Below are 22,043 nucleotides of genomic sequence, written 5' to 3'. Positions count from 1 at the left end.
AAGACAACCATAGTTAACTTGAAAGATCCCGGCAGTAGTTTTGATTTCCTTGGATTTACGTTCCGCTTTGATCGCAGTCTGTACGGAGCGGGCCGGTACCTGAACATTGTCCCTTCTGCCAAGAGCTTGAAACGGGCGCGAGAAAGGATACATGCTCTGACGATTCGCAGGATTCAAAAGCCGGTAGAAGAAGTAATTGACCACGTCAATCGATTTCTGATTGGCTGGGGCAACTACTTTTCCTTCGGATACCCGAAGGTATCGTTCAAGACGCTTGACTGGTACGTGCAGACCCGGTTCAGTCGCTTTATGAGGACACGGAGTCACCGGCACTGCCGGCACCTTGCTGGAGCGTCGTTGTACAGGGCGCTCATGTCTAAGGGGCTGGTCTATCTGCATAAAAGAGCCGTCAACTCCCTGTGAATGCCTTGAGGCGAGAGATCATCGGAGAGCCGGATGCGGTAAAACCGCACGTCCGGTTCGACGAGGGGGCGCTGTCCGCAATGAGACCTCCTCTGATATGTAGTAGCCGCGTGCGGCAGGGCATAGTCGTTGAAGATCATTGTTGACAGCGCTCTACTCTACACCTGTTTTACGGGACGCCATAAACCCGTCCCTAGGGGCTTGACTGTGGCCATCCAGGCCACAGACACCCGTGAAACAGGTGAGGCCGACACCTTCAGGTATCGGTGGCTGAATTTCAGTGGTAATAACAAAAATCATTGCCTGAAAAAGAAAAAAGTGTTGAAAAGTACCTGGCCGATATCGCCGGTTCGGACTATATATACCGGCTGGTGCCCAATAAACACCGGTGCCTGGAGTGGACAAATCCCAGCAAGGAGAATGTGATGACAGAGTTCACCTACCACGATCCCTTCCCCCTGGCTCCCGATACCACCAGCTATCGGCTGCTGGAGGACTCGCAGCAGTATGTCAGCACCGACCTGTTCCATGGGGAAGAGGTGGTGCAAGTCGCACCCGAAGGTCTCAAGGTCCTGGCCCGGGCGGCCATGCGGGAGGTCTCCTTTCTCCTGCGGCCGGCCCATAATAAAATGGTGGCGACCATCCTGGACGATCCGGAGGCCTCGGACAATGACCGAGCCGTGGCCCTTTCCATGCTACGTAACGCCGAAATTGCCGCGGATTTCGTCCTGCCCGTTTGCCAGGACACCGGCACGGCTATCGTGATGGCCAAAAAGGGCCAGAATGTCTGGACCGGCTGCAATGATGCCCGTTGGCTGTCCGAGGGTATTTTCACCTGCTATGCGACCGAGAATCTCCGTTATTCCCAGGTGGCCCCTCTGACCATGTACGAGGAAGTCAACACCGGCACCAACCTGCCGGCCCAGATCGACATCCATGCCACCACCGGCTCAACCTATGATTTTCTCTTCATCGCCAAAGGCGGTGGCAGTGCCAACAAGATGTATCTCTACCAGGAGACCAAGGCCCTGCTCCAGCCCGGGGTTCTGAAGAAATTTCTTGTCGACAAGATGAAAACCCTGGGCACGGCCGCCTGCCCGCCCTATCACCTGGCCTTTGTCATCGGCGGTACCAGCGCCGAGGCCAACCTGAAGATAGTCAAGCTGGCGACCACCAAATATCTCGACGGTCTGCCGACCAGCGGCGACAGGTACGGCCGGGCTTTCCGCGATCTTGAACTGGAGGAGGAACTCCTGCACGAGGCGTGGAAACTGGGTTTCGGGGCCCAGTTCGGCGGCAAGTACTTCGCCCATGACGTCCGGGTAATCCGGCTTCCCCGCCATGGCGCCTCCTGTCCCATCGGCATGGGAGTCTCCTGCTCGGCTGACCGCAATATCCTTGCCAGGATCGACCGCAAGGGATTGTGGCTCGAGGAACTCGACAGGAATCCCGGTCGTCTTATTCCAGAACGCTTTCGCAATGGTGAGGATAAGGATGCGGTGCGCATCGATCTCAACCAGCCCATGGAAGCGATACTCGCCACTCTGAGCAGATATCCCGTGGCCACCAGGATCCGGCTCACCGGTACTATTATCGTCGGCCGGGACATGGCCCATGCGCGGTGGAAGGAACTGCTCGATGCCGGCAAACCGTTACCCGATTACCTGAAGAAGCATCCGGTTTACTATGCCGGTCCGGCCAAAACACCGCCGGGTAAGCCATCGGGATCGTTCGGGCCGACCACAGCCGGCCGGATGGATTCCTACGTGGCCCTGTTTCAGCAGCATGGCGGCTCCATGGTTATGATCGCCAAGGGCAATCGTTCCCGCCAGGTAACCGAGGCCTGTCAGCGCTATGGTGGTTTTTACCTGGGTTCCATCGGCGGACCGGCGGCCCTGATCGCTGAGGAAAACATCAAGCATGTGGAGTGTCTGGATTACCCGGAGCTGGGCATGGAGGCAGTGTGGCGCATAGAGGTCGAAGACTTCCCGGCCTTTATCCTCATCGATGACAAGGGAAATGATTTTTTCGCCGACCTGCTGTAGACGGTCAGGTTCGGTCCGGCCGCTGCTCAGCCCTGTTCCGCCGCGGCCTGACGCAGCTGGTGGCGGATTGCAAGCAGCCGCCCCACGGCGGTGGAGTTGGTTAGGATGGCCAGCAGCAGGGTGATGCCCAGCAGGGCCATGCCCGGCAGCAGGGTTTCCAGGAATCCGGCCAGAGCCAGAAGAAGGATCCGTTCGGGCCGCTGCAGAAGTCCGCTGGTGCAGGAAACCCCCAATCCTTCGCCCCGGGCCCGGGTGTAGCTCACCAGGAGCGAACCGGCCAGCGTAAAGAGGATGGCCAGGGTCGCCAGGACCACCGGCTGGCCTGTACGGTACAAGTATCCCCAGATTCCGGCCAGCACCAGGAGTTCACCGTAGCGGTCGAGGACGGAATCAAGGAAGGCACCGGCCTTGCTGGCGCTGCCGCGGGCCCGCGCCACCAGGCCATCCAGGCTGTCGAAGAGTCCGCCGGCCAGGAGCATGGCGGCCCCCAGGCCCGGATGCCAGATGAAGATCAGCCCCGCCACACCGCTGAGCAGAAGCCCGGTCACCGTCAACTGGTCCGGGGTTACATGGTACCGGTCGAGCAGCGGCAGGATGTACCGGTTGAGGCCTTTGTAGAATAACTGGACCAGGGGTGTGTCTCTTTTCATGGAAGAACCCTCACGGTGATTATATGAAAGTCTCGTCCTATCCTTCAGGGGGACAACAGCTTTCATGTTTCGTTGTGCAGGCCGTGGGAGCCTGCATGGGTGGTAGAAGGAAGACTTGACATTATGTTAAGTAATCATAGTGTATCTGGTTGTCAACGAACAGGCCGGGACGATGGATATCTGCTTCATCCTCCCCGCCGGGAGCTATTTTCTTGCTCTATACTAAAAAAACGGTCAGGCAGGGTATCCCCTTCTGTTCCCGGGAGACTGTGGTCTGTACCGGATTCAATTTTTCGACGTGAATTTGAAATGTATCTGGTCAAATTTTTAACATGGGGAGGAATGTGATGAAGAAGATCAGGATTGCTATTGCCGGCCTTGGTAACTGCGCCAGCTCACTGATTCAGGGTATCTATTACTATGAAAGCAGGAGCCCGGAAGATGCCATAGGTCTCATGCACTGGCAGATTGGTCCGTACCGCCCCAGTGATATCGAGGTTGTGGCCGCCTTTGACATTGACAAACGCAAAGTTGGTCGGGATGTCAACCAGGCAATTTTTGCCAAGCCCAACTGTACCAAGGTCTTCTGCGGTGACCTCCCCGTCTCTGGCGTCAAGGTCCGGATGGGCCGTATCCTGGACGGTTTTTCCGAACACATGCAGAACTATGATGAGTCCCGGACCTTTGTTCCGGCCACGGCCCAGGAACCCGGCAAGGAGGAAGTGGTCCGGGTTCTCAAGGAAAGCGGGGCCGAGATGCTGCTCAACTACCTGCCGGTGGGCTCGGAGGAGGCGACCAGGTTCTATGCCGAATGCGCCCTGGAGGCCAACATCGGCTTTGTCAACAACATCCCGGTATTCATTGCCTCCAACCCGGTCTGGGAGGCCCGGTTCGCAGAAAAGAACCTGCCCATCATCGGGGATGACATCAAGGCCCAGCTCGGCGCCACCATCACCCACCGAACCCTGACGGACCTGTTCCGCAAGCGGGGAGTCAAGCTGGAGCGGACCTACCAGCTGAACACCGGCGGCAACACCGATTTTCTCAACATGCTCAACCGCGACCGGCTGCTGTCCAAGAAGGTCTCGAAGACCGAGGCCGTCCAAGCGGTAGCCGATACCCGCCTCGACGATGTCAATATCCACGTCGGCCCCAGCGATTATGTGGCCTGGCAAAACGACAACAAGGTCTGTTTCATCCGCATGGAAGGCAAGCTCTTTGGCGATGTGCCCATGAACCTGGAACTGCGGTTGTCGGTGGAGGACTCTCCCAACTCGGCCGGAGTGGCCATCGATGCGGTCCGCTGCGTCAAACTGGCCCTGGACAACGGTATCGGTGGCGTACTCGAAGGACCCTCCTCCTATTTCTGCAAGCATCCCATCCGCCAGTTCAACGACGACCGAGCCTACCAGATGACAAAAGATTTTATTCGAAAATACAGTAAATAAAATCTAAAAGTTAATGCAGGGTGTCAGCATTATTGCTGCCACCCTGCCTCTCTTAATCAGCCCTTTTTTCCGTCCCGCCTGCCTGTTCCTGGTTTTTCTCGAGTACATAGCCCAGGCCAAGACACAGGGAACATTCCTCGGTGGTCAGCAGGAAGCGAGACTCTCCCTGGAAAAAACTGACCTGGCCGGTGCCCCCGCAGGCCGGACAGCTGCTCCTGATTTCCTCTCCCTTTCCCCTGCCCTCTTTATGCTCTTCCATCTCATCCTCCTTCTCGGAGACCGCCTGATGTTTTATTCATCCCGCCCTCCAAGGGGACAACAGCTTTCATGTTTCGTTGTGCAGGCCGCCGGGAGCCTGCAGGGATAGTTCTCTTGAATATCTTGCCCCGGGAAACCAACCTCAGGCAATGATTTTTTTCGCTCCAACTTTGCCTGTGCCAACGGTCCTAGTCATAAGCCAAAAAAAGCAGAAGTCATGATGCGGATGCTTGACATAAAAAAAGCCCTGGTTTTCACAGTAGAAAACCAGGGCGTGGGGCCAAATAGTGATGGCAGGGAGATCAACCCAGGGCTTTTTCCAGGGTCTTGGCCATCTTGGTGTTGATAATTTCTGAAATATGTTCCGGCGTCCAGATGCCGTCCTTGCGAACCGCCTTGGTTGCATTGCCGAAACTGATCCGGACCTTCTGGGAAGAGACAATATCCAGGGCTTTCTGTAAACGCTCCCTGACCTCATCCTCACTCAGGCCTTCGGCTTCGCCCAGAGGGCCAAGTTCCTTGATCCGCTCGGTGAAGTCGGTTATCAGCTGGACAAAGCGCGGAGCTTCGGCTGCCGAAGCCCATTCCAGACTGAACCGTTCTTCCCGGATACCGATATCGTTCAGGATGCGTTTCACCAGCGCGTCCATTCCCATGGCGTCGTAATTACCTACCTGGTAATGACATTCACCAAGTTGTCAGCCACCGGTGAAGATGCCGTCCGCACCTTCAAGCAGTCCCTTGAAGACAAAGGCCGGATCAACCCGTCCGGTGCACATGATTCGGATGGTCCGCAGGTTCGGCGGATACTGGTACCGGGAGACACCGGCCGCATCGGCGGCGGCATAACAGCACCAGTTGCAGAGAAAACCCAGGATCCTGGGATTAAATTGGTCACTCATTAGGATACCTCAGCGGTTTCAGGACTGTTTTTTTCCGTATCCGTCCCAAATGCTTCGATCTGGGCCGTAATCTGTTCATTGGTGAAGCCTCCCATGGAGATGGCGAACGTGGGACAGTGCGAGGCGCATATACCACAGCCTTTGCAGGATGCGGCAATGGTACGGGCCTTGCGTTTCTTGTCCACCTTGACCATCTCGATGGCCTGGTAGGGACAGAGACTGGCGCATATACTGCAACCGATGCATTTGTCCTCTTCAACCTGGGAGACAATAGGTGCCACCGAAACATACCCCTTGACCAGCGGAGCTGCTGCCTTGGCCGCCGCAGCCTGAGCCTGGGCAATGGTTTCGTCCACCGGCTTGGGCGCATGGGCCAGACCGCAGACATAGACCCCGTCCACGGGCAGTTCCACGGGCCGCAGTTTGACATGGGCCTCGAGGAAGAACTTGTCGTCGGTCAGCGGTGCCTTGAGCATCTTGCTCAGATCCTCGGTGGATTCCGGGACAATACCGACAGACAGGGCGACCAGGTCCGGGGTCATATCCATCTCTTCCTGCAGCAGCGAGTCAAAGAACTTCACGTGCAGACGACGGCCCTTTTCATATACCTCGGGCTTGTTGTCCAGGGTATAGGGAATAAAGACAACCCCCTTGAGCCGGGCTTCCCGATAGGCGTCCTCGGCAAAACCATAGGTCCGCATGTCGCGGTAGAGGACAATAACCTGGGAGTCGGGATTGATTTCTTTGATCTTCAGTGCGTTTTTGACCGCATGGTTGCAGCAGACCTTGGAGCAGTAGTTCAGGTCGTCGCCCCGCGATCCGGCGCACTGGATCATGATAACCGAGTCCGGCGCCCTTTTCTTGGCCTTGCCCGCCAGCCGTTTTTCCAGCTCCAGCTGGGTCAGAACCTTCTTGGACTCCTCCAACAGGTATCCGCCCGGCCGGTGCTCCCGGCCACCGGTGGCCAGGATAATTACCCCGTGGTCCACTGTGTGCTCCCGGCTGGCCTTGCCGCTGCCGCTGGTGACGACCGAGGCAAAGTTGCCGATGAACCCGGAGAGCTGGGTCAGGGTGGCGTCGGTCAGAACATCGATTTTCTTGTTTTTCTTGACCCGGGAAACCAGACTTTTGAGATAGCTGGCGGTCTCGCTTGACGCCAGGGTGTGATTGAGCTGACCGAGGTTGCCGCCGAGTTGCTTCTCCCTTTCCACCAGTACGGCTTCAAATCCCTGATCGGCCAGGGTGAGGGCCGCGGTCATCCCGGCCACTCCACCGCCGATGATCAGGGCCCGCGGCGTTACCGGCACGGTCTGTTCCGGCAGCGGCTTGAGCCGCTGGGCCTTGGCAATGGCCATCCGTACCAGATCCTTGGACTTGTCGGTGGCGGCGTCCGGTTCCCCGGCATGGACCCAGGAACACTGGTCGCGGATGTTGACCATCTCCACCAGGCAGGGGTTCAGACCAGCATCCCTGAGGGTTTCCTGGAACAGCGGCTCATGGGTCCGCGGTGAACAGGCTGCGATGACCACCCGGTTCAGGTTATGCTCGATGATCTTTTCCTTCAGGGTTTCCACAGCATCCTGGGAGCAGGAGTACATGGAATCGGTGTGGTAGACCACGCCCTCCATGCCTTCAACAGACTGCTCCACGGTGGGGACATCGACCACGGAACCGATATTGATGCCGCAGTGGCAGACAAAGACCCCGATGCGGACCTCGTCGTCCAGCGTCTTTTCCTTGGGGTAGGTCTTGTGAACAATGCCCTGCCCCCGCTGTTTCTCCAGCATGCCGGCGGCGATCCCGGCAGCGCCCGAGGCCTGGGTTACCGATTCGGGAATATCCTTGGGGCCCTGGAAGGCACCGGCTACGACCACGCCGTCGACAGAGGTGTTGAGCGGGGTGAAGGTGTCGGTGGCCGCGAACTGATACTGGTTGAGTTCGATTCCGGTGATGTCGGCAATACCCTTGGCGTCCCTGGGCGATTCCAGGCCCACGGACAGGACAACCATGTCAAAGGGTTCGAACTCGTGGGTCCCGTCCAGGGTGGCATAGGTCAGCTGCAGACGGTTTTTCCAGGGGGTCACGTCGGCCACCTTGGCCCGGACGAACTTGATGCCCATGGCCTCGGCCCGCTGCCGGGCCTTGTCGAACTCCTTGCCCTGGGTCCGCATGTCCATGTAGTAGATGGTGATATCCACTTCCGGATCATGCTCCTTGGCGACCAGAGCTTCCTTGATCGCATACATGCAGCAGACCGACGAGCAGTAGCCGTTGTCGCATCCCAGGTCCCGGGAGCCCACGCACTGGATGAAGGCTATCCTCTTGGGATGGCGGCCGTCGGAAAAGCATTTCACCTCGCCCTGGAACGGACCCGAGGCATTGGTCATCCGCTCGAACTCGATGGAGGTGATAACATCCGGATGTTTATTGTAGGAATACTTTTCCAGCGTCTCTTCGCTTATCTTGCCGAAACCGGGAGAGAGGATAACCGCACCCACTTTGATTTCCCGTTCTTCCGGCTGCTGCTTGAAGTTGATGGCATGGCTCTGACACACCGGTACACAGATCTGGCAGGTGTCATACTGGAGATGGAGACACGATGACGGATCAATGTAATAGGTGGCCGGTACCGCCTGGGCGTAATCGATGTGGATCGGCCGGGTGAGCGCCAGCCCTTCATTGTAGGGATCCACATGATGGCGCGGACAGTACTGGGTACACAGACCGCAGGCCGTACAGGCATCGGCGTCGATGTAGCGCGGACGCAGTCTGACTTTAGCTGTGAAATCACCAGGCTTCCCGGACAGGGCCAGGAAGTCTGCGTTGGTGAGCATCTCGATGTTTGGAGACCGACCGGCCTCTACCAGCTTGGGCGCGAGAATTCAGAGCGAGCAGTCGTTGGTGGGAAAGGTTTTGTCAAGCTGTGCCATGACTCCGCCGATTACGGCGGCCTTTTCCACCAGATAGACATAGTATCCCAGTTCAGTCAGGTCAAGTGCGGCCTGCACTCCGGCGATCCCGCCACCGACAACCATCACTGATCCGGCCCTATGTTCCATTCCTTTTCCCATCACAATCTCCACGAATGAGTAGTAAGTAATAAGTGTTGCGTATCAGGTTATAAACAGTTCAGTGGTCCCGCGCACCAGCACGGGATAACCTTCCGGACGTGTCCATACCCGTTTGCACCCCATTCCAGAACACGATCGCTGCGCCCCCTGTCACAGGGTTTCAACGGGTTCCTCGTATTTTTCAATCTTCACGGCGCAGACCTTGGCCTCCGGTATCTTGCATACCGGATCCAGCGCATCGTTGGTCAGCAGGTTGGCTGCCGCCTCCCGGTAATGGAACGGCATGAACACGATACCACCGTTGACCCGGGAGGTCACCCGTACCGGCAGGATAATCGAACCGCGGCGACTGGTGGCCCGGACCTTGTCCCCGTCGTCAAGGCCAAGGCGGGCAGCATCTTCCGGGTTCATCTCCACATAGGGCGACGGGGCTGAGTTCTCAAGCACCGGCGAGCGCCTGGTCATGGTCCCGGTGTGGTACTGGTAGAGTACCCGGCCGGTGGTCAGCAGGAGCGGATATTCCTCGTCGGGCAGCTCTTCCGGTCCCTTCCATTCAATGGCAGAGAACAGGGCCCGGCCCCTGGGGAAACCGTTTTCATGCAGCACCGGTGTTCCCGGATGGTCTGGATCCGGGCAGGGCCACTGGAGCCCCTGCTCTTCCAGACGATCATAGTTCATCCCGGCCATGGCCGGCCAGCAGCTGGTAATCTCGTCAAAGACGGTTGCTGCCAGCGGCGGAAAGGTCTTGAACATCCGTTCCTCTTCCTGGGATATCCTGCCGCCGGCAGGAACAGGTCCAGCCTGGGACGGTCCGATCATCCGGGCGGTGAGCATGTTGATGATCGAGAGGTCGTCCCGGGCCTCGCCCGGAGGCGGCACCACCCGGCGAACCCGCTGAACCCGGCGCTCGGTATTGACAAAGGTTCCGTTTTTCTCTGCAAAAGAGGCCGCCGGCAGTACCACATCGGCATGCTGAGCGGTCTCGGTGAGAAAGATATCCTGGACCACCAGCAGATCGAGTTGCTCAAAGGCCTTGCGGACATGGTCGCTGTTGGGATCACTGAGGATGGGATTCTCTCCCATGATCCACAGTCCCTTGATCCGGCCCTCGAGCATGGCGCCGGTCATCTCCGTGGCTGTCAGCCCGGGTTTGGGGGACAGTTCAGCCTGCCAGAGTTCCTCGAATCTGCGTCGGGCCTCTTCGTCATCCACCCGCTGGTAGCCGGGAAAGTAGACAGGCAGACACCCCATGTCACTGGAACCCTGCACATTGTTCTGGCCCCTGAGGGGATTGAGTCCGGCCCCATGCTTGCCAATGTTGCCGGTGAGGAGGGCCAGGTTGGCCAGCGCCAGGACATTGTCGGTCCCCGAGGTATGCTGGGTGATCCCCATGGTATAGTAGATGCCGGCCCGCTCCGCCTCGGCAAAGATCCTGGCCGCGGTTTCAATGTCCTCGGCCGGGATGCCGGTGATCTTTTCAGCCCACTGCGGGGTGCAGTCGGCCACGGCCTCTTTCAGGCTATCAAAATTCTCGGTCCGCTCGGCAATATAGGCTTCATCGGCCAGGTTATCGCGCAGGATGACGTGGCACATGGCGTTGATGAGAGCCCCGTCTGTACCGGGACGCTGCCGCAGCCACAACCGGGCCTCATCGACCAGATTGATTTTCCGCGGGTCAGCGACAATCAGCGACGCCCCCCGCTTCACGGCCTCGCGCATCCTCAGGCCAATCACCGGATGGGTCTCGGTGGTGTTGGAGCCAATGACAAAGAGTACCTCGCCATCCAGAATACCGTTGATGGTGTTGGTCATTGCTCCGGAACCAAGTACTGTGACCAGACCGGTCACCGTCGGGCTGTGTCAGTATCTGGCACAGTGGTCGACATTGTTGGTTCCGACAATAGTCCGGAAAAATTTCTGAAAGGCGTAGTTTTCCTCGGTGGTGCACCTGGCCGAGGACAGTCCGGCCAGGGCATCCGGCCCCATTTCCGCCCGGATATTGGCCATGGAGGTGGCCACGAAGTCAAGTGCCTCGTCCCAGGTCGCCACTTCCAGCGGGCCACCCTTGTAGCGTCTTATAAGCGGAGTTTTCAACCGGTCCGGGTGCTGGATGAAGTGGAAGCCGAACCGTCCCTTGACACAGAGATCGCCATAGTTGGGGCCGATTTCCGGATCCGCGGTCACCTCCATGATGGTCAATCCCTTGACCTTGAGGATCAGCTGGCAGCCGGTACCGCAGTACGGGCAGGTGGTCCGGACCTCACGCACCTCTTCAGACTGGATCGGCACGAGGCGGTGTTTCTTGTTCAGGGCCCCGGTGGAGCAGTTGTCGACGCACTTGCCGCAGGAGACGCAGTGGTCCTTGAAGTCAATCTCAAGCCCCTCGGGCCGCCCCAGTTCATCAAAGGAGCTGGCCTTGACTTCCAGGGCATCGTAGGCACAGGACCGTTCGCAGCGCAGACAGAAGATGCACTTGTTGCGGTCCACGGCGATGGAGGGGTGCGATTCGTCCTTCGGGTAGAGGGGCACCTTGCCCATGCCGGTCTTGTTGATGTTGACGTTGTACTCGATATCGAGCCTCTTGAGATCGCAGCGGTCAAAGGCGGTGCAGCCGCATGACAGGCAACGGTCAGCCTCCCGGCGGGCCATCTTCTCGGTAAAGCCCAGCTTGACCTCGTCGAAATCCTGGACCGCGGTCTCGGGAGGTCTCTCCGGCATCTTCTCGCGCAGCTTGACATCAATGCCTTCAAAGTTCTTCAGCGAGACATCGTCAAAGGTCTTGCCCCGGGTGAAGTTGAACCGGCTCTCGGCCGGGGCCTTGGGCTCGCCGGTGACAAAGGCGTGGATATTTTCCGCCGCCCTCCTGGCCGAGACCACGGCCTGGATGACCGACTTGACGCCTGTGGCCGCATCGCCGCCGGCAAAGACGCCCTCGACACTGGTCTGCGAGGAGCGGGGATTGGCGACAATTGTACCCCGGGGAGAGATATCGAGCTGTTCTTCCAGGATCCCGCCGGCGAAGCGGCCGTTGACCGCCATCTGCCCCAGCGACGAAACAACCGTATCCACGTCAAGGGCGGTGAAGGACCCCGGAACCGGTACCGGCTCCCTGCGGCCCCTCTTGTCCGGTTCGCCAAGCTTCATCCGGATCAGTTCGAGGCGGAGGCGATGGTTTTCTTTCGGGTGGCCACATATTTCAACCGGTGAGGCCATGAGCAGAAACTGGACCCCCTCGTGCTCGGCCTCTTTGATATTACGCTGGTTGGCCGGCATTTCCAGTTTGGCCCGGGATAGATGATGGTGACTTCGTCCACGCCCTTGCGGATCAGGGAGCGGGCCACCTCCATGGCTATGTTGTTGCCGCCTATGACCGCGGCCTTGCGGCCCAGGTCCAGGTCCCGGCCTTCGTTTATCATGCGCAGGAATCTGGTGGCGGTATAGACGTGCTCCCTGGAGGCACAGGGGATGTCCATGGGTTGATCAACCCCGGCTCCGGTACCGATGAAAATGGCGTCAAATCCCTGGTCACGAAGGTCCTGGAGTGTGAAGTCGCGGCCCCATTTCTGGGACAGCATGATCGAGATCCCCATCTTGAGAATGGTGTTGATCTCATAATCCAGGACTTCCTTGGGAATTTTATACTCGGGAAATCCGTACCTCAGGGCGCCGCCCAGCTTGGGGTTGGCTTCGAAGATAGTGACCTGGTGGCCCTTGCGGGTGAGAAAATAGGCACAGCTCAGGCCGGCAGGACCACCACCGATCACGGCGATCCGTTTGCCCGTGGGCCGTTCCCGGGGTATTTTCAGGTCAATGTGGTGGGCCATGCACCAGTCGGCGACAAACCGTTTGAGATGGTTGATGGACACCGGCTCGTCGACCAGTATCCGCCGGCACCTGGTCTCGCAGAACCGGGGACATACCCGGCCGACCGAAAAGGGCACCGGATTGCGCTCCATGATCAGCCTGAGCGCCTCGATATACTCACCCTTGGCCACATGGGCGATGTAGCCCTGAACATTGATCTGACCGGGACAGGTCAGGTTGCAGGGGGCCTTGCAGTCACCGAAATGGGTCTGGGATATGATGGCAAGGCGCTGTTGGCGATGGGCGATAACCGCTTCCGAGTCCGTGGCTATCTCCATACCATCCTGGGCCAGGGTGGTGCAGGCGCAATAGAGTCTGTTCTCTCCATCACCCACCCGGCTCTTCAGGCCGAGTTCATCACCGTTGGCTATCTCGACCACGCAGATCTCACAGGCTTTCCGGGGAACCGTTCCCTTGACCCAGCACAGTGTAGGGATAGTGATCTGAGAACGTTTCGCAACTTCGAGGACGGTCAGGCCCTTTTCCGCGACGATTTCGTTACCGTTGATGCTAAGCGTTATAGTTGCCATAAATATCGGATATGAGTGGGGTACAGGACCACCACCGGGGGCACGCTGTCCCCGGGTGGCGGCAACCTGTCCACCGCTTCAGGTAAAAAAGTTGAATGCTGCCGGAATCTGGTCCAGGCTTACGGCCTCATCCGGGAGTCGGCCGCTATCAGGCCGCCGGCTGCCATTCCTTCAGGAACGCTGGCAGATGGCCGGCCTCACGAGGTCCAATGGTAATGGTCCAGTCGGGCAGCTCTTCTTCAAGCTCACCCTTGATAGTGGCCAGGTAACCGGGGATGATCAGCTCATGGTGCTTGACCTTGTCAGCAATACCGCTCTTGTTGACGAACTGGGCGATCAGGTCGGCCCCGAATTTGCCCGCTGCCCAGGCCGTGAGTACAGACAGACCTTCGGTATCCTTGATCAGCAGCCACGAGGGTACCTTGGACCCTTCGATCTCGCCTGAGACGATGAAGTAGGTCAGCGAGAAGTTACAGGTGATGAGCACCGGTGAGTTCTCGTCAGGCCCGGTGATGGGGTAGATATCCTCCTGAACCACCATTGGCCGCTGCGGATCCGTGAAAATATTGAGCTGTTCCAGCAGCAGCGGGAAGAGAATGTCACCCTGGATATCGGAGAGAACGATGATCCCGGCATATTTGGCCATCAGGACCGAGGCGATCATGGCCTCCATCATCAGGTCGTCGGTCATCTCGCAGGGAAAGGTGATGGTAGGGAAACCAAGCGGTTTGAAGCGCTCCTTGATGGCAGAGCGCCGGGCGACGATATTGTCTTCAAAGGCTGCCCTGAGCGTCCGGGCACCCGTATCGATAACCATATCCTTGAGCCCGGAGTCAACCAGCTTGCCGGAAACCTCGACCAGGTCGTCGAGGTTGGCACCCTTGACGCCAAGAACACAGCCGGTCTCCTTGGCCAGGTCGGCAAAAGCCTCCCAGTTGTCAGCGGTGGCGCCATAGAGCAGTGGCTTGTTGTCGCCGCAGGCCTCGGCGCCGGCCTTGAGGACATCGGTGTTGTCGCTCATCAGGATAATCGCCGCCTTGGGGGCCATCTCCTGCACCTTACCAACCAGAGAGCTCATCTTGGCAGGATCACCGCTGGTATCCTTGATGGCCACAAGGTTGGCCCGCATCAGGACGCCAACCCGCTCAAACTCCATGTCCCGGAACCGTTTGAGCTTGCCTTCAACCTCGGCATCGTCCTCATTGGTGGACACGAGAATGGCAATACCGGTGGGATGCTCGAACCGTTTTTCATGCCGGAACAGACAGGTCTCGCCACCAGCGGTAAATTCAGCGTCCCCCGCTCCTATCTTGACGGTTCGAATCGGCGGCGCCGATGCTTCACCGATGGTCGCCTTGGCCTCGTCACTGACATACGGACAGGTATCAATTTCCGCCTGCCCGGCTGCCACTTTCATGGCAAATGCAAGACAGGTGGGAATACTGCATTCGCCACAATTCTTCTTGGGCAGCATTTTGAGAATCTGTATACCGGTTAACGCCATTGTCTCTATCCTCCTTCGAGTATCACAAGGGCGGTCCGCAACATTTCAGGGACCGCAGCTCAAAATCTATCACATTCCATGCAGGACAGCGGTCCTGCATCAGCATATCATGGGCGTCCGGCCAGCTCCGGGAACGGGCCGGACAGTGGTGGAACGACGAGGTATCAGCCGATGGCTGTTTCCATCTCCAGAGCAGGATGGCCCTTCTCCTTGAGGAAGCTCATGATCTCCTCCTCGGTGGTCCCCTGCTCCTCGGTGGCTATCATGTCGAAGAGCTCGGGCATGCCGATCTCCTCGCACCGTTTCTTGAGTTTTTCAGCCAGTTCGTCCTTGAGCATCTTGGGCAGCCAGACCACACGCTTGAGTCCGCCCTCGGCCATGAACAGTTTCTTGCTGGTCAGGTAATGCTTGGACACGCCCATGAAGCCCGGCGTCTGCATACCGCCACCAGCCATGCCAGCCAGGGTGGTGAACTTCATTCCCGACGGTGTCATACCGCGGTAATCCCGGTTAACGACCATAATGCCGTTACACTGGGGGAGCATGGCGGCGATGGCCTCGAAACAGCCACAGGCGGTCATCGGGTTGTTCATCAGAGAGTAGCAGCTGACCTGGGTTACAGCCCCGCGTGAGGCCTGGGCCACAAATTCGTTGATACCGGCATAGTAGCCGTTGAGCTCGTCCAGACACTCACCCTTCTGAATGGGCTGGTTGGGGCCGGTGGGGTTGATCTGGTATGAGGCCTTGCCATCGAGCCAGTTGTAGGCCCCGCACATACCGATACGTTCCGGTGTGATGACGCAGACATGGCTGGGAGCAAAGGACTGACACAGGGTACAGGAGTAGAAGACCTCCTCGGTCTCGTCGGTCATGGAGCCAAGGCGCAGATCACGTTCCTCGTAGACCTTGAGCGCCAGCTGCATGACCTCGTCCACCTTTTCCTGGATGGTGTAGATCTTGACCTGTACCTTATCGAGAATGGCCCCGAACTCCTGGTGAAGTTTTCCGTGAAGAACGACACCGATATGCTTGAAAGAGAATCCTTTTTCAACTGCACCCTTACCTATGCGAATCCACATGATGTTCCGCTGGCCGATATGCATGATACCCTGGATGTAGTTGATCAGGTGATGGAACTGGCGCTCGAGAATGGGTTCGAAATCCGACTGCATCTCCCGGCCGGCAACCTCGACCAGGATACCGATGGGCAGGTTCTGGCCCTCTTCGATGTCAGATATATCCGGACCTTCGAGGATGACCTTGCCATCCTCGACCTCGTCCATCTCCCGGGAAATCAGGACCTCGACACCGGTGGTCCGCCCGCCGCCGCATTCCATGAACAGGTCGTCCTTGCGGATCCTTTCGCCCTCGAAGGCCGGACCAAAGGCCATGGGGATGTCGATCTTGGTGACATTGACCTTGAGTCCGCGGACCTCGATCGCCTTCTGGACGATTTCGTCGTGGGGAACGTTGGAGACCACATGCTCGTAGGTACAGATACCCGTGGGCAGTACCTCGGGGATATCCCAGTCGGAGATAGTCGGGAAGCCCCAGTTGATGGCTCCGGCAGCATTGGCATACCATTCGTCGGATACTGGACCAAAGGCCATGATGAAGGCGAAGGTCCGATCCTTGTTGTAGATCAGGTTACCCTTGTAATCTCCAGGCTTGATACCACCAAAGGCCAGTGCTACCCGGCAGGCAAAACCGATGGCGAAGACGGCCGAGGTATAGGACTTGCCAAAGGGAACAAGCCGGGTGTTCCAGCCGACCTGAACCCCGTTATCCACCAGGAGCTCGGCCATGTTCTTGCCATTGGACTGGTCGTGCATGAAGATGTAGAGGTTCTTTTCCTGCAGTTCCAGGGCGATGCGGGAGGCCACCTCTTTGTCTTCCGGGGTACCCATGATGGCGGCAAAACCGGGAGCTGTACCGTCCACGAACTCAACACCACGCTTCCGGAAGATAACGTCATCGGCTGCACCGAGCCAGAGATTGTCCTCGGAGGGATCCTCGGTCTTGGTATAGAAGTTGGGCTCGTTCAGGTAGCGGATGGCCTCGAACATTTCTTCGGCAAAAAAGGTCGCCATGCCGGCGTCCAGGGCCGGGCCCAGATAGGGCAGCCAGATGTCCTCACTGACCACCGGCGGCAGAAGTTTGCGGCACTCCTGAAAGATGTCTTTCATGTCGCCGAGTTTTTCAACCTTTGCACCGAGAATAGAATAGATGATGGGCAGATAGTAGGCCGTATTCGGGAAGGAAACCTCCTGTTCCGGTCCATATTTCTTGAGGGCCTCCTCATAGGATTCTTCTGCCATGTCAATGATTTTCTTGGCGCCACGTATTGCTGCGGAACAGATGATCTTCGACACTTTGGTAACTCCCTTTGGTAACTGTTTTTATATGAAAATCAATATGGAGTGCGATGGTCCAGGCCGGTTTCTATCACCTTGGCCCGGGGGGCCCTGGATCGCAGGCCTTGTTTTCCGTTCTCAGCCCATCAGACCATCGATCAGTGCTTTGGTCATGTTAATCGCTTTGGGGTGCCGCATGATCAGCACCTCGCCACCGGCCATCAGCATGCAGTTGGCGGTCATGGCTTCCATCATGATTCCGCGACCTTCCTGGTCGCCAAGCAGGTCGTCGCTGGGCAGGCTAACTTCCTTGGTCTTCCAGACCTCACGGCCCAGGTTGCAGATGATCGGGACCTGCAGCTTGTCGTCCTTCTGGGTCAGTGCAGCGATCCGGATACGTTCCATGACCGAGTAGGTGTATTCGATTCCATATCCCAGGGCGCCGATGGAGGGATCCATGAGCACATGGTCCAGGGGCACGCCAAGGTTCTCCAGGAGGATGTTGAGCTGCTTGGCCAGGTTGACATCGATGGGCGAGGCAGCCACCATGGGATGGCCAAATGCCATGGCCGTGGCACCGATGGCCCGGTAGTTGGCATCTTCCAGCGGGGCAAGACAGACTTTCTTGTCGCCGATCAGCGAGGTGACCTCCCGCAGCGTTTCAGTGTCCTTTTCAGCGTTGCCGCAGCCCCAGACAATGATCGGCACATCGATCTCGGCGATGACCGCGGCCGCATCCCTGGCCGCGTCAGCGGGAGACCGGTTCTGGCCATTGGGATCGGTGGAGTTGAGCCAGATATTGATGGCGTCGGCGCCGTAGACCTCGATACATTTCCTGGCCCAGGCCACCGGGTTATCCCAGACATCGTTGAAGTACTGTCCCAGGGTCTCGGGCCAGTTGTCGGGCGCGGTGTCCATGATCTCCATGGCAACCAGCGGTTTATGCGGCATGTTACCTTCAAAGAGATGGAACGGCAGAACCTCGGACCCGCCGACCGTGACGGTCTTGTCACCATTGCCAAGCACGCATTCACGGATGGCTCCGGAATAGTCCTGCCTGTAGGACGTGGGCGGCACTTTGGTGGCCCGCTCGTTAAAAGGAGTTTCCTCTTTGGCCAGGGGCGGGACATCCAGGCCGGCCGGGGCCGGTTTGGCCTTGGCTTCGGCAGCCTTGGCTTCCTCTTCAGCCTTTGCCTTTGCCTCAGCCTCGGCTTTGGCCTTGGCCTCTGCCTCTGCTTTTGCCCTGGCTTCCGCTTCGGCCTTGGCCCGGGCCTCTGCCTCGGCCTTTGCCTTGGCTTCCGCAGCCTTTTTTGCCTCTTCCTCGGCTCTGGCCCTGGCTTCCTCTTCAGCCTTTGCCTCAGCCTCTGCTTTTGCCCTGGCCTCTGCCTCAGCCTTTGCCCTGGCTTCCGCTTCGGCACCGGCACCCTCCTCTTTCACAGGGGCTACGGCGGGCTCTGGCTTTGGTGCGGGTTCCGGCGCCGACGGTGCTGCCGGAGCAGCAGGGCCGCTCTTGGCCACCTCGGGTTCCTTTTTGAGAATGGATTCAGCACCGGCAAACTGCATCAGGGCCTCGAACTGATCGTCACTGAGTCCGTATGCTTTTTTCAAGGCGGCAAGACCCTGTTTGACAGACTCAAGCGCCATTAACCGTTCTTTTTCGTTCATTTCATGTTCTCCTGCATCGTCAGTAACTGTGGCAACACCTTCAGCTGCAGCTTCAGAACCGGCTGCACTGGCCTTGATACGTTCGGCCTCCAGCCTGGCCTGCTCCAGGATCTCTTCTGCCTCGGCACGGGCCCGGGCAAGAATCTCCTCGGTATCCTGAGCCGCTGCAATCGGTGCGGCAATCTCTTCACGTACAACAACAGTCTCGGTCTCGGCGACCGGTGCGGCAGGTTGTTCTTCGATAGTCTCAAAGGTGGGCCTGGGAAGCAGCCCTGCCCGCTCACAGATTTCCGCCACAGCCTCTTCCCATTCGATGGCCATGACGTGCACGCCGGCAACACCTTCGATTTCCTTGACCTGGTTGATGATGTCAACGCAGATCTGGATTCCCTCATCCTGCTTGTCTCTGGCATCTTTCATCCGCTGTATGACCTCATCGGTCACGTCCATGCCCGGGACGAATTTCTTCATGTACCGGGCCATACCCAGAGACTTGGGCGGGGTAACACCTGCAAGTATATAGGCCTTTTCATGCAGTCCGAGATCACGGACCATCTCCATGAATCTGGCAAATTTCTCCACATTATAGATAATCTGGGTCTGGACGAAGTCGGCACCGTTGGCGATCTTCTTCCCCAGACGCACGGCCCTGAATTCAAAGGGATGAGCAAAGGGATTGGCGGCGCAGCCGAGGAAAAATTTCGGGGCTGGCCCCTTGATCTCTTCTCCGCACTGGAATTTTTTCGCATCCCGCATGTCCCGGACCATACCGAGGAGCTGGATGGAATCCATGTCAAAGACACCCTTGGATCCCGGGTGATTACCAAATTTCTGATGATCGCCGGTCAGACAGAGCAGGTTCTTGAGCCCCATGGCCGAAGCAGCCAGCAGATCGCTCTGCATGCCGATCCGGTTCCGATCACGGCAGGTCATCTGGATGACCGGCTCCAGGCCCTCGGCCTGGGCGATCAGCCCGGCACCGATGCTCGACATCCTGACAATGGCGGTCTGGCAGTCGGTGATATTGACCGCATCGACGTTTCCCTTGAGGATGCGTGCCTTCTTCCTGACGACTTCAGGATCACTGTTTTTGGGCGGTCCCAGCTCACCAGTAACGGCAAATGTCCCGCTCCTGAGCACCTGCTCCAGATTGCTCCCCGATTTCATCGATCCTCCTTCCCTCTATATGCAGCATGAACAGGGTTGCTGTTCACTGACACAAGACATGTTTAGCAACTTGTATTTCTGCCCCGCGGGCAGTAACCAAAACCAAAAGAGCTGTCAGTGAGCTCCGGATCCACAACCCGTATCGGGCAGTGTCCTGCCTTCCAGATCACGGCGCATGGCCATATCAAAGAGCACGCGGTCCTGCTTCTTGTTGATTCCGAGAGCTTCGCGCTTTCCATCGATGGCCTTGATCATCTTCTGGGCCAGTTTGATGGGATCCTCTTCGGTGTCCCAGCAGGCGCCATAGACTTCCTTCATGCCGCCCTTGATGAATTCGGTAAACTTCTTGGCTCCGGTGATCGGCAGATTCTGGAAGATGACGTGGGCTCCGGAACTGACAAAATACTGACCGATGGCAACCGCCTTCTCCGACATGTACAGGGGTGCGGTTCCACAGGCGGGCAGTTCCGAGATATCTTCGCCCAGCCCGCCCTCGTTGACCATCTCGGTCAGGGCGATGAGTAAGCGGGAGTTGTCCACACAGGAGCCCACATGCAGGGCCGGCGGCATACCGACCGCCTCGCAGACCTCGCGCAACCCGTCGCCGGCATACTCGGTGGCCGCCTCGGGCCGCAGCAGACCACGGCGACCCAGAGCCTGGGCCGCACAACCGGTGGCCAGGACCAGGACGTTGTTTTTGATCAGCTCAACGGCAATCTTGAAATGAACGTCATCGGCATACTTGTAATGTTCGCAGCCGACGATGGCTCCGACGCCACGGATCCTGCCGTTGATGATATTATCGTTCAGGGGACGATACGATGCCCGGAAGCGGCCACCGAGCATGTAGTTGATGGTCTCGTGGCTGAAACCGACAACCACATCGAGTTTCTTGTCCTTGGGAATGTAGAACTCCCGCCGCTTCTTGAAGTTGTTGATGGCATGCTTGAGGATTTCCTTGGCCGAATTATAGGCCTCATGTTCCTCGAACTGGATGTGAATGGCATCGGGCATCTTGGCACGGTAGTTGGTGGTAATGATGTCGGTGTGTTTACCCTTGACCACCTGGGCCAACGACTGCATGACACACTGGACATCAACCACCATGGCCTCCACTGCACCGGTGGCAAGCACCATCTCCTGCTGGATGAAGGAGCCGGCGACCGGGATGCCCCGGCGCATGAGGATTTCGTTACCCGTACAGCAGACCCCGGCCAGGTTGACACCCTTGGCTCCCACCTTCCTGGCAAGGGCCAGGATCTCTTCATCTTCCGCAGCCAGACAGAGCGACTCGGCCAGCAGGGGCTCGTGGCCGTGGACGGTGACGTTGACATGGTCTTCCTTGAGCACGCCCAGATCAACAATGGCACGTTTGGGGGTCGGGGTGCCGAACATGATGTCGGTCAGCTCGGTGGAGAGCATGGAGGCTCCCCAACCATCGGCCAGGGCGCACCGGGCGGCCTGGAGCATGATGTTCTGGTATTCCTGGTCCACACCCATGTGGGTCCGGTGCATCATTTCGGTGATCTCGCGGTCAATACCACGGGGGACAACCCCCACCTTGCGCCAGATCTCCTGCTGCTTGGCCGGAGCCCGCTTGACCATGGCCAGTTCGCCTTCCTGCTGGCCAAACTCGGCCAGGGCCTTTTCCCCGAGTTCCAGGGCGATCTCGTTCTTATCCCTCCCCTCGGTCTCGATGCCGAAGATCTTGGCCATCTTGTGGAGTTTGTCCACATCCTTGATCTCATGTGGGGTCTCGCCCTTGGCCGTGGCAATGAAGCCGCGCACCATTTCCCGGGCGTGGTCGGTGTGGGAGGCCGTACCCGCGGCAATGATCCGGGCGAAGTTGCGGGCCGCCACCGTGTCGGCCGTGGCCCCGCAGATGCCGACCATGGACTCGACCCCGTCAATAATCTGGCAGGGTCCCATATTGCAGTTCCGGCAGCAGGTGCCGCCGGAGCCGAACAGACAGGCGGACATGCCCCGGTCTTCAATCCGGTCGTAGGCGGTACGGACCTGCTTGGCAAGATCCTGGTTCAGCAGATCAAGGGTCGAAGCCCCGGTTATATCGTTACACTTGTCGCATCCGTTTGACTTGGCCATTATATGGTCTCCTTGTCAGAAGTAAGTCAGCGAGCCGGAGAAAAAAAGAGAACTTGTCG

Annotated in this window: 11 protein-coding genes and 1 pseudogene; 3 read left to right on the top strand and 9 right to left on the bottom strand. The window is 58.2% G+C overall.

Annotated features, from left to right (window positions below; genetic code table 11):
- Positions 1-18: 18 nt before the first annotated feature.
- Positions 19-423, top strand: coding sequence for a group II intron maturase-specific domain-containing protein (locus GF1_RS07105; protein WP_267928930.1), 405 nt, complete (start codon positions 19-21; stop codon positions 421-423).
- Positions 424-848: 425 nt separating this feature from the next.
- A complete protein-coding gene (locus tag GF1_RS07100; protein ID WP_267929118.1) occupies positions 849-2,468 on the top strand; it encodes a fumarate hydratase in 1,620 nt (539 codons plus the stop codon).
- Positions 2,469-2,494: 26 nt separating this feature from the next.
- On the opposite strand, the gene GF1_RS07095 is transcribed toward GF1_RS07100, so the two are convergent.
- Positions 2,495-3,118, bottom strand: coding sequence for a CDP-alcohol phosphatidyltransferase family protein (locus tag GF1_RS07095; RefSeq protein WP_267928929.1), 624 nt, complete (start codon positions 3,116-3,118; stop codon positions 2,495-2,497).
- A 347-nt stretch (positions 3,119-3,465) separates the two neighbouring features.
- On the opposite strand from GF1_RS07095, the gene GF1_RS07090 reads away from it, so the two are divergent.
- Complete coding sequence (locus GF1_RS07090) at positions 3,466-4,566, top strand: inositol-3-phosphate synthase (RefSeq protein ID WP_267928928.1); 1,101 nt, start codon at positions 3,466-3,468, stop codon at positions 4,564-4,566.
- Positions 4,567-4,618: 52 nt separating this feature from the next.
- Here the strand turns inward: GF1_RS07090 and GF1_RS07085 are convergent, their stop codons facing one another.
- The 8 genes and pseudogenes from GF1_RS07085 to cooS form a co-directional block, all read right to left on the bottom strand.
- Positions 4,619-4,825 (bottom strand): hypothetical protein, encoded by a 207-nt coding sequence (locus GF1_RS07085; protein ID WP_267928927.1) that lies wholly within the window; start codon positions 4,823-4,825, stop codon positions 4,619-4,621.
- A gap of 301 nt (positions 4,826-5,126) precedes the next feature.
- A complete protein-coding gene (locus tag GF1_RS07080) occupies positions 5,127-5,726 on the bottom strand; it encodes a hydrogenase iron-sulfur subunit (RefSeq protein ID WP_267928926.1) in 600 nt (199 codons plus the stop codon).
- Complete coding sequence (locus GF1_RS07075) at positions 5,726-8,797, bottom strand: FAD-dependent oxidoreductase (protein WP_326491604.1); 3,072 nt, start codon at positions 8,795-8,797, stop codon at positions 5,726-5,728. Before GF1_RS07075 ends, GF1_RS07080 begins: the two co-directional genes overlap by 1 nt.
- Positions 8,798-8,947: 150 nt before the next feature.
- Positions 8,948-13,191: pseudogene (fdhF, locus tag GF1_RS16305) on the bottom strand (formate dehydrogenase subunit alpha).
- Positions 13,192-13,339: 148 nt separating this feature from the next.
- On the bottom strand, positions 13,340-14,695 hold the full coding sequence (gene acsC / locus GF1_RS07055) for an acetyl-CoA decarbonylase/synthase complex subunit gamma (RefSeq protein ID WP_267928922.1): 1,356 nt from the start codon (positions 14,693-14,695) through the stop codon (positions 13,340-13,342).
- A gap of 164 nt (positions 14,696-14,859) precedes the next feature.
- Entirely contained in the window at positions 14,860-17,067 is a 2,208-nt protein-coding gene (acsB, locus tag GF1_RS07050; RefSeq protein WP_267928921.1) for an acetyl-CoA decarbonylase/synthase complex subunit alpha/beta, read from the bottom strand.
- Positions 17,068-17,187: 120 nt separating this feature from the next.
- Positions 17,188-19,881: an acetyl-CoA decarbonylase/synthase complex subunit delta gene (locus GF1_RS16185; protein ID WP_326491603.1), complete on the bottom strand. Its 2,694-nt coding sequence runs from the start codon at positions 19,879-19,881 to the stop codon at positions 17,188-17,190.
- A gap of 114 nt (positions 19,882-19,995) precedes the next feature.
- Entirely contained in the window at positions 19,996-21,984 is a 1,989-nt protein-coding gene (gene cooS, locus GF1_RS07035) for an anaerobic carbon-monoxide dehydrogenase catalytic subunit (RefSeq protein ID WP_267928920.1), read from the bottom strand.
- Positions 21,985-22,043 lie beyond the last annotated feature (59 nt).

Origin of the sequence: Desulfolithobacter dissulfuricans, assembly GCF_025998535.1 — a bacterium.
GTDB lineage: Bacteria > Desulfobacterota > Desulfobulbia > Desulfobulbales > Desulfobulbaceae > Desulfolithobacter > Desulfolithobacter dissulfuricans.
Note: the sequence above shows the minus strand (reverse complement) of the source record. Positions and strands in the feature narration are given on the sequence as shown.

Excerpts from the sequence above, each read along its gene's own strand:
- GF1_RS07100 (WP_267929118.1), top strand. The coding sequence starts at position 849 with ATGACAGAGTTCACCTACCACGATCCCTTCCCCCTGGCTCCCGATACC.
- GF1_RS07095 (WP_267928929.1), bottom strand. The coding sequence starts at position 3,118 with ATGAAAAGAGACACACCCCTGGTCCAGTTATTCTACAAAGGCCTCAAC.
- GF1_RS07090 (WP_267928928.1), top strand. The coding sequence starts at position 3,466 with ATGAAGAAGATCAGGATTGCTATTGCCGGCCTTGGTAACTGCGCCAGC.
- GF1_RS07085 (WP_267928927.1), bottom strand. The coding sequence starts at position 4,825 with ATGGAAGAGCATAAAGAGGGCAGGGGAAAGGGAGAGGAAATCAGGAGC.
- acsC (WP_267928922.1), bottom strand. The coding sequence starts at position 14,695 with ATGGCGTTAACCGGTATACAGATTCTCAAAATGCTGCCCAAGAAGAAT.
- GF1_RS16185 (WP_326491603.1), bottom strand. The coding sequence starts at position 19,881 with ATGAAATCGGGGAGCAATCTGGAGCAGGTGCTCAGGAGCGGGACATTT.
- cooS (WP_267928920.1), bottom strand. The coding sequence starts at position 21,984 with ATGGCCAAGTCAAACGGATGCGACAAGTGTAACGATATAACCGGGGCT.